The organism is Chitinophaga sp. (assembly GCF_019236475.1).
Classification (GTDB): domain Bacteria; phylum Bacteroidota; class Bacteroidia; order Chitinophagales; family Chitinophagaceae; genus Chitinophaga.
In genome coordinates this window covers 700,002-716,186 of sequence record NZ_JAFAIX010000004.1, presented here as the reverse complement: position 1 = coordinate 716,186, position 16,185 = coordinate 700,002, and the positions used below count along the sequence as shown (strand labels likewise).

Here is a 16,185-nt window from a genome sequence, read left to right as displayed (position 1 = left end):
ATTTGAAACACTCTTCTATAGGGCATATGCCAGCATCGATTTAATATATACCCGGATTGCTATGCGTAATGCCTTCATTAAAAAAGCTGCATTAAAAACATTAAAAATTACCTCAATATCATTGGCTGCGATTATTGCGTTGTTGTTTCTGCTCCCTATCTTATTTCCGGGTGCAGTGGCCAACAAAATCAAGACCTGGGCCAATAACAGTATCACTGGAGAATTGAATTTTTCGAAAGCAAGATTATCTTTCTTTAATCACTTTCCTTCTCTAACGCTGACACTATACGATTTCAGTCTTAAAGGTGGGGCGCCTTTCCAACAGGATACACTCGTAGCTGCAAATGAGATCGCATTGGGGGTAAACCTCAAAAGCGTTTTCTCTGATGCCATCACCATCGATGAAATCTACCTGACCAAAGGGAAAATCCATATCATGGTGGATTCCGCCGGGCATCCTAATTATAACGTCTATAAATCGGCTCCTGCTACTACTTCCAGTAAATCTGACAGTGGCAGCGCTTCCATGAAAATTGAAAGGATACAAATTGAGCACTGTCACCTGATTTATGATGATCAGTCGCTCCCCATGTACGTACAAGCCAAAGAAGTGAATTATATGGGTAAGGGAGACCTCAGCAAAGCGATCTTCGACCTCTACTCTAAAGTGAATATCGGTTCCTTGGATTTCACATATAACAATACTTCCTATATCTTATCCAAGAAACTGAATGGGGAACTGATCACAAAGATCAATACCAATTCCCTGGATTTTGTTTTTGAAAGAAATGATCTGAAGATAAATGAACTACCGGTAAGACTAAAAGGTGCTTTTGCCTTTATGAAAAACGGTTATAAAATGGATTTCCGTTTAAGCTCCCGGGAATCGAGTCTGCATGCGATCTTCGGCGCATTACCGCCCGAATACCTTACCTGGATGCAACATACCAACGTGGAAGGTACTGCTGATCTGAATGCCAGTCTGATTGGAGAATACATCGCTGAAAGCAACACCATGCCCGATCTGACTTTTAATATGCAGGTACGGGATGGCGTTATCAGTAACCCCAAAGCACCAGCGCCCATTAAAAACCTGTTCCTTAATTTCCAGTCGAAACTAGCGCAGTTGAATACAGATAGTTTATATGTAAATGTCGACTCGATCTTCTTTAACATAGATAAAGACTATTTCAGCTCCATCATAAAAATCAAAGGCCTGAAAACACCAGATATCCATGTAAAAATGAATACAGACATAGATCTGGAGAAATGGAGCAAAGCGATGGGCTGGCAGTCTTTCGATCTCAAAGGCCGACTACAAGCGCATCTCCTGGCAGATGGGCCTTATGCCACCACTATTGTGAACCGGGGCAAAGATCATCATCCAGATACCGTTATTAGTAGCATTCCTGCTTTTAATTTACAAGCCAATTTTAAAGATGGCTTCTTTAAACTCGCAGGGCTCCCAGAAGGACTTAAAAATATCAGCTTCCAAGTGGCAGCCAATTGTCCGGATAACAATTACGCACATACGCATTTCAATATTGATAATATCAATGCCAATCTGCTGAGTAACTATATCAAAGGCTACTTTAGATTTACCAATGCCCAGGCCCCTGTCATAGACGCGCAACTGGCCTCTATCCTGCAACTGGGCGATCTTAAACAGTTCTATCCCATGGATAGCCTGGATGTAACCGGCGCGCTGCATATGGATATCACGACCAAAGGCAGTTATATTCCTGCGAAACGCTTATTCCCAGTTACCACCGCGAAATTGTCCATGGCCGATGGTACCGTCCAAACGAAATACTACCCTCATCCTATTCAGAAAATTAATATAGACGCTACCGTTACCAATACAACAGGTACTATGCGTTCTATGAACGTAGACCTGAAGCCTGTTGCCTTTGAGTTCGAAGGTCAGCCCTTTGTGCTCAAAGCCGACCTGAACAACTTCGATAATATCCAGTATAATGTTACCTCCAATGGTACCATCAACCTGGGTGCTATTTACAAGGTATTTGCCATCCAAGGCTATGACCTGAAAGGTTTCATCAAAACCAACCTGGCCCTCAGCGGTACCCAGGCGGATGCTACTGCAGGCCGTTACAACAAATTAAACAACCGGGGCACCATGATCGTCAAAGACATCGCGCTCAATACTGATCTGTTCCCCCTGCCTTTTTATATCAACAATGGTACCTTCCGCTTCGATCAAGACAAGATGTGGTTCGATACCTTCGTAGCCACCTATGGGAAATCAAAAATTACCATGAATGGCTTCTTAAGTAACGTGATCGGCTATCTCACCGAAAAAAATCAAATACTACACGGTACCTTCGATTTTAAAAGCAATTACCTACTCGCGGATGAACTGATGACCAATGCCAGCAGTACCACCGCTGCCGCACCTAAAGCTACCACAGCGACTTCAGGTGTCATTATGTTACCTACTAATCTGGCCCTCACCCTCAATGCTGCCGCTGCCAAAATACAGTTCAAAGGCATGAACATCGATAGCTTCCACGGACAACTAGTACTAGACAGTGGTAAGGTGGCCCTCCATAAAACAGGTTTTAAAATTATCGGCGCACCGGTAGAAATGGATGCCACGTACACTTGTATCCAACCACAACGAGCAGCATTCGACTATCATATCACTGCCAATGAATTTGATATCAAAAGGGCTTATAATGAAATAAAAATCTTCCGTGATATGGCCAGTTCCGCGGGAAGTGCCAGCGGCATTGTAGGATTGGATTATCGCCTCAGCGGTAAACTGGATGGCAATATGAACCCGATTTATCCTTCGTTGAAAGGCGGTGGCATACTGTCTGTCAAGAAAATAAAACTGAAAGGCTTCAAAATGTTGAATGCGGTGAGCCAGTCTACCGGCAAATCTGAAGTCAAAGATCCAGATCTCTCTAAGGTGGACATCAAGACCACCATCAGCAATAATATCATTACCATAGAAAGAACCAAATTACGTATAGCCGGCTTCCGTCCTCGCTTTGAAGGACAAGTAAGTATGGATGGTCGATTAAATATGAAAGGTCGATTGGGACTCCCTCCCTTCGGAATTTTTGGGATTCCTTTCAATGTAACAGGCACGCAGGGTAAACCTATCGTACAATTAAAACGAGGTACAGATCAGGATTTAGAAGAAACGCCTGATAAAGAAGATTAAAAAATGAAAGCGTTCATCTCTACGATGAGCGCTTTTTTTATGGTGTATATAATTTGTCCAGTTCTCTTTGTAAAGTTTTCTTTTCCGTTGCAGACTTGGTAAGCTGAATTGCCTGCTGATAATAACTGATTGCTTTAGTGAGATCGATGCTTATCCAGAGGTAGGCCAGTAGCGCATGATAGGCGCTGTGTGTAGTGAGTTGTAATTTTTCTGCTTCCGCAATACCGCGTTCAGGACCATATACCTGTGCATAGGCAAATGTCCGGTTCAACGCCATCATCGGAGAATATTCCAGGAGGATCAGTTGATTATACAACTGTAAAATATGTTCCCATTTCTTTGTTGCTACTGGTGTCGTATGCCAGTAAGCGATGCCCGCCTCCAGGTGATATTTGGAAACGGCGTTGCCAGCGCAAGCATTCACGAGGTATTGGTTTCCCTTATCAATTAGTTCTTGGCTCCAGAGATCTCGGTCTTGTTCCTCAAAGAGGATCGTTTCTCCTGCTTCATCTTCTCTTGCTTCCAATCGGGAGCTCTGATAGCACATCAAAGCCAGAAGGGCATTGGCTTCCGTTGTATTGGTCAACGGATTTTCCGAGAGCAAGTGTGCAAGACGCAATGCTTCCGCGCAAAGATCTTTTCGAATCAACTGACTACCAGATGCAGAAAAATAGCCTTCATTAAAAAGCAAGTATATCGTTCTGAGGACGGTCGGTAATCGTTCTGCGATGGCACTCTCCTGTAGTTCTCCGATTTCGAAATGGTCCTGGCGCAACTTCTCTCTGGCACGAAGCAATCTTTTCTTAATTGTTTCTGTTTTAGCCAAGAACGCATCCGCCATTTCCGTGATACTAAATCCGCATAGGATTTGTAAAGCCAGGCAAATCTGGGCTTCTGCCGGATTACAGGGATTACATACGGCAAAGATCATGGCTAATTGGCTATCCTGGATAATCTCCGGGGTAAATCGTACCTCCGGAGCATCCTGGGATGCAGGTGTTTTAAGAGCACCTTTTACTTGGTTCTCGAACAACTGTTGCCGCCGGAGATAATCTTTCGTTTTATTTTTCGCAACGGCATACAACCACGCAGCAGGGTTTTCCGGAACGCCGTTTACGCCCCAGGATTCCATTGCTTTCAGAAATGTTTCGCTGGCAATATCTTCAGCGATTTCAATATGCTGCAAGCCAAAATGACGACACAATACTGCCGTCATTTTGGTATACTCCAGCCTGAAAAGGTGAGGGAGCAAATCCGTATGTGATGCGGACTTTTCACTCATTTTAATCGCGTTTAATCACTTCTCTTACTTCAATATTCCCTCCCAGTTTGAAGATGGGGTTACCTTTCGCCAATTCCACCGCTTCTTCGATGGTGTCGGTTTTCACCACGATATAGCCACTGATGAACTCTTTGATTTCTGTGTAAGGCCCATCGGTAACGATATTTCCGGGTTTAACCGTTCTGCCGCTGGTAACAGACAAGGTATTTCCTTTGTCAGCCAGTTTGTTCTGCGCAGCAATGCCAGCGAGCCAGTTCATTCTTTCCTGCATTTGCTCAGGAGAAGGTTTCATGTGTCCAGGATCATCTAGTCGGAAAATTAATACGAACTCTTTCATACTTTAAATTTTAAATTCATCCTCATGACGAATGAATTGCTCCCAAGGGGACAAATAAAGGTAACTTTATTTGTGGCGGGAAATAGGAGTATTGTGGGGATTTAAGGAGACACCGATATGGTGGTTGAAAGGATACACGCTGCGTGGAGGATAGTGGGCTCGAACCAAACATGCTTTCCCCTTGATATTATTGCATTACAGCCCGCATCATAATAAGGTGAATATGGTCTACAATTACTAAAGCTCAAACATCGTTTCATTCACTATATAACTCGTACTCCTCCCACCTGCCGATTCTTTCATTAATACCTGTGCGTCCAGCAACTGTTGAATATCACGCAAAGCCGTATCTTGTGAGCATTTAGCAATTTTGGCCCATTTCGCAGAAGTAAGTTTACCTTCAAAACCATCCAGGAGTTTGTTCAACACTTGTACCTGCCTTTTATTTAGATGTAGCGAAGCAGATTTCTTCCAGAAATTCGCTTTTCTAAACACAATCACCAAAGTATTAACTGTAGCATCTAGCGCCCGGTCTAAACATTCAAGAAACCACATAAGCCAGTCTGTTATATCCAAAGAACCTTTCTGCGTTTTCTCAAGTATGTCGTAGTAAGCTTTTCTTTCAATGCGAATCTGAGCAGACATACTATAAAACCGCTGTGAGCTTCCGTCTCCACGCGCCAGTAGCATATCAGTAATCGCACGGGTAATCCTTCCGTTACCGTCATCAAATGGGTGAATAGTCACAAACCATAAATGTGCTATTGCGGCTTTAATGACAGGATCCAGCGTACTATTCTGATTAAACCAGGTTAGTAACTTGTGCATCTCCTCCTCTAGTCTATCCGCATCAGGAGCTTGAAAATGCACTAGCTCCCTTCCTTTTCCTCCTGACACTACGCGCATAGGATCATCTTTCGGATTATTCCTCCACGAACCTGTCTGTATCTTATACATGCCGCTGTACCCAGTAGGAAACATTGCCGCATGCCACCCATACAGGCGCTCAACTGTGAGGGGAAAATGATAGTTTTGAGTAGCATCCAGCATCATTTCAACTATTCCGTCTACATGTCGGTCTGCTGGTACCATTCCGCCGATTTCCATCCCTAGATGGCGCGCAATGGATGAGCGTACCTGCTCTTTATTCAGTAACTCTCCTTCTATTTCGCTGGACTTAACCACATCAAGGGTCAAAATCTCCAGGTTCGCTTCTGATTGTAATTCAAATCCAAGGGCCTCCATATGTCCTAACACACGTCCCTGCCGATGACGTACAGTCACCAGCAATGGCGTAATAGCCATAGAGTCCCATCTGAATTGAGGCCATTTTTTAAGTTCGTGAACGTACATGTTATTAATCTCCGCAGTTTATGCGGTGAATATAGGTTATTTTCTCCGCAAGCAGCGTTCTGATATAAGGATAATCTGCAATAAGAAATCAATTATTTTTTCCCTTGCGCAATATCATACTCCAGTTCAGGATCGATACTCAACGATTCCACTTTCCGCTCCTTCTCCATGAGCAGTTCATGATTCGCTTTCAACCATGCTAATTTCTTTTTACCATAGCTCAATCGGGTAAATATCACAAACAGTACTGGCACAATGAAGATAGCAATACAGGAAGACGCCACCATACCACCCTGCACGGTCACTCCAATCGTCTTGCGGGACTGTGCACCAGCGCCAGAAGCCAGCACCATGGGCATCACCCCGAGTATAAAGGCCAGGGAAGTCATGATAATGGGGCGTAAACGGAGTCGTACAGCCGCAATGGTGGATTGAATCAGGTCTTCCCCACGATCTACTCTCACTTTGGCAAATTCGACAATCAAAATAGCATTCTTGGCAGACAAACCAATCAATGTAATCAAACCGATCTGTGCATATACGTTATTGGATAATGCCGGCATGGTAGTCAACGCGAAGATAGCGCCGAATGCACTGATAGGCACCGCCAGCATCACTGATAAGGGAACAGACCAACTTTCATACAACGCCGCCAGAAACAGGAATACGAAGATGATAGAAAATAGGAAGATATAAACCGTCATCGAGCCTGCTTGGATTTCCTGGTAGCTAAGCCCCGAAAATTCGTAGGTATATCCCCGTGGCAATACCTTAGCGGCTACTTCTTTCAAAGTGGCGATACTCTGTCCGGTACTATATCCTGCCGGCGTGGAACCATCCACCTCAGCAGATCGGAAGATGTTGAAGTGCGTAATCAATGGCGCCGTGGAAATAGGTTTATAATTGACTAGCGTACTCAATGGGAGCATCTCCCCTGCAGAGTTACGTACATAATATTTCTCCAAATCGCTAATAAGCGCACGGGTAGTGGTGTCCGATTGTACAATGGCTCTGTAAGTACGGTTATACAAGGTAAAGTTGCCCACCAATCTGCTACCCATATAACCCTGTATCGTACTGAATACGTCAGCGACGTTCACACCCAACTTCTGACACTTCTCTCTGTCGAGCGATAGCTCAAACGCTGGTGTATGCGCCGTATAATTGCAATAGGCCGTGGAGGTAGCCGGCTCTTTTTTCAATGCGGCCACAAATTTATTCATCACGGCTTCGAAGGCATGAATATCATCGCTGGTATTACCTTGCTCTACCTGCATGCTAAAACCAGCGGCTGTACCCAATCCCCTGATAGCCGGGGAGGCATTCACGGTAATACTGGCATTCTTAATACCTGCTGCTGCAATCCTTTTTTTGATGACGCCCATGATCCCCGGAATCTGCGTTTCCTCGGTAGTACGTTCATCCCAAGGCTTCAACATGCAGAAGATACTGGCGCCATTTGAAGTGGCGCCACCACTCAATACGTTCATTCCCGATATGGCATTGTAATGCAGTACCCCAGGCGTTTCTGCCACTATTTTCATTACTTTCTCCAATACCATTTCCGTTTGGGTAGTAGCAGTACCTTCCGGCAACTGGATGCCTATCAATACCCGTCCTCCATCCTCCGAGGGAATGAAGCCAGATGGCTTTTGTTTAAAGAGGAAAATCGCACCCAGACAAATACATACCAACGTAAGCACTACCAGCAGTGAGTTCTTAATACATTTTTTCACCCCTTCGGAATACTGGATGGTTGTACGATCAAACCAACTGTTGAACTTGAAGAAGAATTTTTTAATGCCTTTCGAATGTTCGTCAATATGGGAAGGACGAAGTAATAAGGTACACAAAGCTGGAGTTAAGGATAAAGCCGTAAAGGCCGACAATACCACCGATATGGCAATGGTGATCGCGAACTGCTGATACAGCTTTCCGGTAATACCGGGAATAAATCCTACCGGCACAAACACAGATGCCAATATGAGCGCAATAGCCACCACTGGCGCTGATATTTCCTTCATAGCCCGATAGGTGGCCTCTTTGGGCGACATATGTTCTTTATCTATAAAATGCTGTACGGCTTCCACTACAATAATGGCGTCGTCTACCACTATCCCAATCGCCAATACAAACCCAAATAAGGTAAGCGTGTTAATCGTAAACCCTAACGGGATGAACAATATAAATGTACTAATGATGGATACTGGTATCGCAATGATGGGAATAATCGCGGAACGCCAGTTCTGTAAAAACAAGAATACCACCACCACTACTAGCGCCAACGCTTCGAAGAGGGTTTTTACTACTTCTTGAATGGATACTTTAATAATGGTTACGTTCTCAAATGGCACCGCAAAATCTACATCCGGTGGAAATGACTTTTTCAATTGGGCCAATGCGGCGTATACATTCTCGGCGGTTTGCAAAGCGTTGCTAGTAGGCGACTGGTACACCATCACGGTGGTAGCACGCCTGCCATCTGCAAAGCCTTTATTACCATAGTTAAACTGCCCTAAAGTTACCCTGGCGATATCTTTCAGGTAGATCAACTCACCAGTAGATGGAATGGACTTCACAATGACGCGCTCATACTGTTCTGGTTTGCTCAGCATACTATTTACCAGGATAGTATATTCCCTCGTTTGCGTAGTAGGTTGTGGAGGAGCCCCCACCGCACCGGCAGCGATGTAAACATTCTGATGCTGTAATGCCGTGATCACATCGGCCGGCATTAAGCCATAGGAGGCCATCTTCTTGGGGTCCATCCAGATACGCATACTGAAGGGATTACCGCGGGATTGTACGTCTCCTACACCGGGCACGCGCAAGAGCGCATCCACGATGAAAGTGGTGGTATAGTTGTCTAGGAAAGTGATATCATGGGTGCCTTTCGGGGAATAGATGGCCAGGTTCATGAGCTGATCGGGATTGCGCGCACGCACAGTTACTCCGAGCAAACTCACCACTGATGGCAATATAGGCGATGCCAGCCCCACCCTATTCTGCACATTCAAAGTGGCAATATTGACATTAGTACCCACGTCAAAGGTTACACTAATATTGGCAGATCCTGTTTGCGTATTGGTACTCTGCATATACATCATACCTGGCACCCCATTTACCTGTTCTTCTATAGGAATGGTCACGGTTTGTTCTACTGTTTGCGCATCTGCACCGGTATAATTGGCAGAGATATTCACACCAGGAGGCGTAATCTTGGGAAACTGATCCAGCGGCAGGTTGTACATACAAATCAGCCCTGACATCGTGAGTACAATAGATATCACGATCGCAGTTACCGGCCTTTTTATGAATGTACTGGCAATCATTCGCTGTCAGGTTTATTAAAATCTCTGGATCGCTCGATTTCAAATTCCAACTCTGGATCAATATCCTGCTGTTCAATTTTCTTGGCTCTTTCCATCAAACTTTCATGGTTCGCTTTCAGCCATTCCAGCTTCTTCTTACCATAAGAGAATCTCGTAATCACCACAAACAACACAGGTACCACAAATATGGCAATCGTAGAGGCGGCAATCATACCACCCAATACAGTAAAGCCAATCGTTCTACGAGAAACGGCACCAGCGCCACTCGCCAATACCAATGGCAATACCCCTAAGATGAAAGCCATAGAGGTCATGACAATAGGCCGCAAACGCAAGCCTACTGCTTCCAAGGTGGATTGTATCAGGTCTTCTCCCCTGTCTACCCTCACTTTGGCAAATTCCACAATCAAGATGGCATTCTTCGCCGCCAACCCGATCAATGTAATCATACCGATTTGCGCATATACGTTGTTCGTCAGGCTAGGCACTAGGAATAAAGTGAAAATAGCGCCAAACACACCAATAGGTACCGCCAGTAAAACAGAGAAGGGTACCGACCAACTTTCGTATAATGCAGACAAGAAGAGGAATACAAAGGTGATGGAGAAAAGGAAAATATAAATAGTAGTGGAACCTGCTTTTATCTCCTCAAAACTCAATCCCGAGAATTCATATGCATACCCTTCCGGCAATGTTTTTGCCGCGACTTCTTTCAATGCTTCAATTGTTTCCGATGTGCTGTAACCCGCGCCAGACGCACCATCAATCTCTGCAGAACGGAAGATATTGAAATGGGAAATCAATGGAGAAGTTTCCACCGTTTTATAACTCACAAGTGTTCCTAAGGGGATCATTTGTCCGGATGAATTACGGACATAATATTTATTTAGATCAGATATTACATTTCGATAGGCCGTGTCTGCCTGCACTACCACATGGAAGGTACGGTTATAGACCGTAAAATCATTGATGTACATACTGCCCATAAACGCTTGAATTGTGGTAAACACGTCGCCAATATCGGCGCCCATTTTTTCACATTTTTCTCTATCTACCGTTACATTGAATCCTGGCGTATGTGCATTATAAAAGCTGTAAGCCCCTGCAATAGCGGGGTTCTTATTAGCTTCTGTTACAAATTTATTGACTACATTTTCAAATTGGTGCAGGTCATCGTTGGTACTGCGTTGTTCTATTTGTAAGCTAAATCCCACGGTGGCACCTACGCCTGGTAACGGCGACGGCTGTACGACTTCCACATTGGCGTCGTTGATGCCTGCTTCGGCAATCCTTTTGCGCAACACGGAAATGATGCCAGGCACTTTTTCACTTTTGCGGGTACGCTCATCCCATGGATTTAATTGCAGATAGATCGTACCACAGTTGGAGTTGGAGGCGTTATTGATCACGTTTAAGCCCGACAACGCAGCATAATGCGCCACTCCTGGCGTGGTGGTCACCACTTTCATCAATCGGTTCATTACATCCACCGAACGAGCAGTGGAAGCGGCTGGCGGCAATTGGAAAGTAACATATAAGTTACCATCATCCTCTGAAGGAATGAAGCCAGATGATTTATGGTTAAACAAATAGTAAGCGGCACCACAGATGAGGAGGAGTAACACGATAATAGCCGCTGATCGTTTGATGCTCCGATCTACGCCCTTGACATAACTTTTGGTGATACGATCGAACCAATTGTTAAACCTGGTAAACATTTTCGCGACACCTTTTTCTTTCCGATCAGGATCGCTGGGATGCAGTAACAGCGTACAAAGCGCCGGTGTAAGTGACAATGCAACGAATGCCGAGATGATAACGGAGATAGCAATGGTAATGGCAAATTGTTGGTAGAGTCGGCCTACGATACCGGGTATAAACCCTACCGGCACAAACACCGCTGCCAGTATGAGCGCAATGGCTATAACGGGCGCGGATATATCTTTCATGGCGTGGTAGGTCGCCTCCTTCGGCGACATCCCCTTTTCATCCATATAATGTTGTACGGCTTCCACCACAATGATCGCGTCGTCTACCACAATACCAATGGCCAACACAAATCCGAACATGGTCAGGGTATTGATGGTAAAGCCCAGTGGTATGAAGAAGCAGAAGGTCCCGAAGATAGAAACCGGGATGGCCAATACGGGAATGAGCGTAGAACGGAAGTTTTGTAGGAAGACGAAAACTACTATCGCCACCAACGCCAATGTCATCAACAAGGTAATGACTACGTCGCTCATGGATACTTTCACCACGGTAACGGATTCAAAGGGCACCTTGTATTCTACATCCGAAGGAAAGAACTGTTTCAGGTTTTCCAATTCTTTATAAATACCTGCCGCTGTTTTCAAGGCATTACTGCCTGGTGCTTGGTATATACGCAGATAGGACGCACGATGCCCGTCTACAAAGGAATTGCTGGAAAAACTGAATTTGCCCAATTCCACTCTCGCCACATCCTTTAGGTAGACTAAGGCGCCAGTGGTTGGCATCGTCTTCACTATTATATTTTCAAACTCTGATACTTTACTGAGTCGCCCGTTTACAAGAATACCCAGCTCGAAGGTCTGCAACTTAGATTGCGGTGGCACCCCGGCAGAACCAGCGGCTACTTGGACGTTCTGCGTGTTCAGTGCAGTAATGACATCCTGGGGAGTGATATTGTAAGACGCCATCTTCTCTGGATTCATCCAGACCCTCATACTGAAGTTATCGGCGAAACTATTGATGGTACCTACTCCTGGCACACGTAACAATGCATCCTGGATGAAGATATTCGTATAGTTGTCCAGGAAAGTGATATCGTGTGTCCCTTTGGGTGAGTAGATGGCCACCATCATGAGCATGCTGGGATTTACGGCTCGTACCGTCAAACCCAGTCGGGTAGCCGCACTTGGAATGAGCGGCGTAGCAATGCTTACACGGTTTTGTACATCTAGTGTAGCAATATCGATATTGGTGCCTATACTGTAGGTAACGGTTGCCTGCATCCCTCCATTATTGGAACTGTTGCTCTGCATGTATTCCATGCCGGGCGTACCGTTTACTTGGCTTTCTATAGGAGTGGCCACCGTTTGCTCTACTGTCTGGGCATCGGCTCCGATGTACTGTCCGTTGATTTGTACAACGGGTGGTGTGATATCGGGATATTGATCGACAGGCAGATTAAGGATACAGACACTCCCTGTCAGTACCAATAAAATGGATACAACAATTGCTGTTACGGGCCTTTTAATGAATGTATTTGCAATCATGCGCTGCCTGAGTCTTTATGCCGAATATTTATTTCATTTTTGTAGAATCAGCTCCATGCTTCTTACCTCCTATGGAAATAAGTGAGCCATCATGAATAGATTGTAAACCGTCTATGATGATCTGATCTCCATCTTTAACACCGGACAATACAATCATGTTGGCGCCTATTGTTTGTCCTAGTTTCACTTTCTTCTGGATAGCATGCCAGCGGGGCTTATTGACGGTATCTTGTTCCTTAGCGGCTCCTGGCTCATTCGTGGTTTTTTGGACTATCGCTGTATCTTTAGCCACATACAGGAAATATTCACCCATTTGTTCAATCACCGCTTTTCCTGGTACTACCATCTGTGGGGTGGTTTCTACGTTACGTACACGCACCACGCAGCTCATACCCACTTTCAAAAGATGTTTCGGATTTGGGAATACGAGTCGCACCCGAATGGTACCTGTTTGCGGATCTACCGCCCTATCAATCACTGAAATCTTCCCAGGATAAGGGAACAATGAATTATCTGGCAGTTGCAAAGTGAAAAGGGAATCCGGCATGGCTTTGTTATCCGCCTTAAAGCGTTCAAAACTCATCAACTCTTTTTCATTTACCAGGAAATCCACTGCCATGGGGTCGTTGGTAGAGATGGTATTCAGAATAGTTTGTCCGCCTACTACCACCGTTCCCAAGCGCACCGCGCTGATACCGATAGTACCATCAAATGGAGCGTATATACTCGCGAAGTTCAGATTTGTTTTAGCGGTTTTAACAACTTCCTCAGCAGCTTTAGTTTGGCTTTTGGCAGTTTCCAAGGCTACCAGGGCATGGTCATATGCCTGTTTGGCCACCGCATTATATTTATTCAAGTACACGTAGCGGTCGGCGTCCTGTTGTTGCTGTACCTGGTTGGCTTGTGCTACTTTCAGATTTGCCTGGGCTTGGTCATAGGCTGCTTGGTAGATTCTTTTATCGATTTCATAGAGTAACTGTCCTTTATGCACGTCGCTGCCATCATGCGCCAGGATAGCGGTAACATAGCCTTGAATAGTCGTTGGAACGATATTCACCTGGTTGAGGGCCTGCACCGTAGAAGGATATTTATCATAATACCTCACCTCTTGGCTTTCCACCGTATATAAGTTAACGGGTGTAGGGGGATTGGCAGCAGGCTTTTTCTGCTGGCAAGAGAAAAGACCCGTTGCGCTCAATACAATAATGCCATATCGTGTTACTCTATTCATAGAGTGAATTTTACTTTTTCAGATGATATTAATACTTGATATCCCCCATGGCTTTCTGCCAATCGATTTTGCTGGAAAGCGTCTGGAACAGGGCATTCAGATAGGTCAACTGGGAAGTCCGCAAGTTGGATTCCGCCGTGATGACATTCAGATAAGGCACGATGCCCTGTTTGTATTGCAGGTCTACTACAAAGTATACGCGTTTGGCCAGTGTCACATTATCTTTCATCTGCTTCATGTTATAGACATTGCTCTTATAGCTGGCCAGCGCGCTCGCGTACTGGGAGTAGATAATTGATTTCAGATTAATTTCGCTCCAACCTAGCACCTGTTCCTGGAATTTCGAGCGACGTACATTTTGGATACGTGAAAATCCAGTAAACACAGGCCAACTGAGCGTCAATCCCACTATGGAATTGGGATATGCCGTGTTATATAGTTTAGTAAAATCGTTGTTCTGAAAAGCGGCGTTATAATTGAAAAAGCCGGATAAGGTTGGGAAGATAGCCGTATGGGAATAATAATTTGTCAATTGATGCTGCATGTCTTGTTGTACGGCCAGTTGCTTCAGTTCTATCCGTTTATCATATTGTAATTCTTCCGACAGATCGATGTCAATGTCATGTTGCATAGCGGAACTATCGTATGACACATTGAATTGTTGATCTTGGGGAAAGCCCATTAGTTGTTTTAAGAGGGCGTATTGCGGCCAAACACTCTCTTTTGCTTGTACCAGTTGCCCTAAGGAGGTATTCAGGGTAATCTGGGCTTGTTCATAATCTGTTTCATCTACAATGCCGCCTACATATTGATGGTAGGCTGTGCGCATACTCTCTCCCAGCCTGGCAGTATCTTCTTTCAGTACATCTATTTGTTGGAGGGTGAGCAGGAGACTATAAAACGATTTGCTGACATCCGCCACCAGTTCTATTTTGCTACTGTCTACCGCCTGTTCCGCAGCTTTTGAATTGAGGGGTGCTATGCGGGTAGCATAAATGAGACTGGGATTAAATATCGTTTGGGTAACCCCTACGCCAGGGGTGGAAGTATTTATTACGCTGGTTTTTATCGGGGTTTCCACGCCGTTGATGTTAGATAAACTCGTGGGCCGTAGCAGGTAATGATTTAGATTGGCGGTAACGCCAACCTGAGGGTACCACCCCGACAAATTAATCGCATTGGTGGCTTTGGCAATATTTGTTCTAATGATCGTTTGCTGTAGGCCAGGCTGGTGCTGCAATGCATAACTAATGCACTGTTGCAGTGATAGCGATGAAGTAGTGTCATATCCCTGCTGGCTATACGCCGTAACGTAGAAAATAAGCAGCAAAGTGCCAAATAAATAGCTCTTACCAACTATTCCTTTCAATTGAGCCTTCATTAAATGATTCATGCAGTTTATCATCTATAGCTAATAGTTTGACAATGGACTGAACATTATGTTTAAAGCTGGCAAGATTATTTATGAAAAGACTGAATTCTGCAAAACCCAGTAAGATAAGAAGTCAGTGAATACCTGTGATCTAAATTATGATAAAAAGTGATATTATGCAATTAATATAATCTGTCGTCTCCCTATTACTTTATTTAAAACATAATAACAATTAAATTTATTTAATTAATTTATTATCAACACTAAATAACATTAATAAAAGATATTTTTGTCTTTTATAGATCAGCATATATCTTTGTGTCGTAAATAAAAACTGAGGGGAGACAAATGGCCATATTTTCAAAAACATGTGAATATGCGATGCGTGCGGTGTTTTACGTCGCGCAGCGTTCACATGAGGGTTATAAGGTGGGTATTAAAGAAATCGCTGAGCAAATCAATTCTCCGGAACCATTTTTAGCAAAAATCCTTCAGCGACTCAGCAAAGAAGGATTGATTCAATCTGTAAAAGGGCCGAATGGCGGCTTTTACTTTGATGCAGCTTCCCTCAACCGTCCGCTGGCAGATATCGTGACCGCGGTGGATGGTAATGCCATCTTCACTGGATGCGGATTAGGCCTCACCTACTGCTCCGAAGCCAATCCATGTCCACTCCACGAGGAATTTAAAAAAGTTAGAAATCAAATCACTTACATGCTGAATAATACCACTATTGGGAAATTCAACCTGGGATTGATTAAGGGAAAGTTCTCCCTCAATAAGTAGTTTTTTTTATAAAAATAAAGGATGAAAAAGTCTTTTATTATCTAA

At 44.4% G+C, this 16,185-nt stretch carries 9 protein-coding genes; 2 read left to right on the top strand and 7 right to left on the bottom strand.

What is annotated here, in order from left to right:
- Positions 1–61 precede the first annotated feature (61 nt).
- Positions 62–3,190 carry an AsmA family protein gene (locus tag JO154_RS06855; RefSeq protein WP_291943083.1) on the top strand — a complete coding sequence of 1,043 codons (3,129 nt, stop codon included), beginning with the start codon at positions 62–64 and terminating at the stop codon, positions 3,188–3,190.
- A gap of 37 nt (positions 3,191–3,227) precedes the next feature.
- On the opposite strand, the gene JO154_RS06850 is transcribed toward JO154_RS06855, so the two are convergent.
- The 7 genes from JO154_RS06850 to JO154_RS06820 form a co-directional block, all read right to left on the bottom strand.
- Positions 3,228–4,472, bottom strand: a complete 1,245-nt coding sequence (locus tag JO154_RS06850; protein ID WP_291943081.1) for a sigma-70 family RNA polymerase sigma factor — start codon at positions 4,470–4,472, stop codon at positions 3,228–3,230.
- Position 4,473: 1 nt separating this feature from the next.
- The gene (locus JO154_RS06845) at positions 4,474–4,809 is read right to left on the bottom strand and encodes a YciI family protein (RefSeq protein WP_291943079.1); all 336 of its coding nucleotides are present in this window, start codon (positions 4,807–4,809) and stop codon (positions 4,474–4,476) included.
- A gap of 237 nt (positions 4,810–5,046) precedes the next feature.
- On the bottom strand, positions 5,047–6,162 hold the full coding sequence (locus JO154_RS06840) for a Fic family protein (RefSeq protein WP_291943077.1): 1,116 nt from the start codon (positions 6,160–6,162) through the stop codon (positions 5,047–5,049).
- Between the two features lie 92 nt (positions 6,163–6,254).
- The gene (locus JO154_RS06835) at positions 6,255–9,494 is read right to left on the bottom strand and encodes an efflux RND transporter permease subunit (protein ID WP_291943076.1); all 3,240 of its coding nucleotides are present in this window, start codon (positions 9,492–9,494) and stop codon (positions 6,255–6,257) included.
- On the bottom strand, positions 9,491–12,751 hold the full coding sequence (locus JO154_RS06830) for an efflux RND transporter permease subunit (protein WP_291943075.1): 3,261 nt from the start codon (positions 12,749–12,751) through the stop codon (positions 9,491–9,493). Before JO154_RS06830 ends, JO154_RS06835 begins: the two co-directional genes overlap by 4 nt.
- Before the next feature lie 28 nt (positions 12,752–12,779).
- Complete coding sequence (locus tag JO154_RS06825) at positions 12,780–13,982, bottom strand: efflux RND transporter periplasmic adaptor subunit (RefSeq protein ID WP_291943072.1); 1,203 nt, start codon at positions 13,980–13,982, stop codon at positions 12,780–12,782.
- A 28-nt stretch (positions 13,983–14,010) separates the two neighbouring features.
- Positions 14,011–15,375 carry a TolC family protein gene (locus JO154_RS06820; protein ID WP_291943070.1) on the bottom strand — a complete coding sequence of 455 codons (1,365 nt, stop codon included), beginning with the start codon at positions 15,373–15,375 and terminating at the stop codon, positions 14,011–14,013.
- Between the two features lie 327 nt (positions 15,376–15,702).
- Here JO154_RS06820 and JO154_RS06815 point away from each other — a divergent pair, with 327 nt between their 5' ends.
- Positions 15,703–16,140, top strand: coding sequence for an Rrf2 family transcriptional regulator (locus JO154_RS06815; protein ID WP_366935566.1), 438 nt, complete (start codon positions 15,703–15,705; stop codon positions 16,138–16,140).
- Positions 16,141–16,185: the final 45 nt, after the last annotated feature.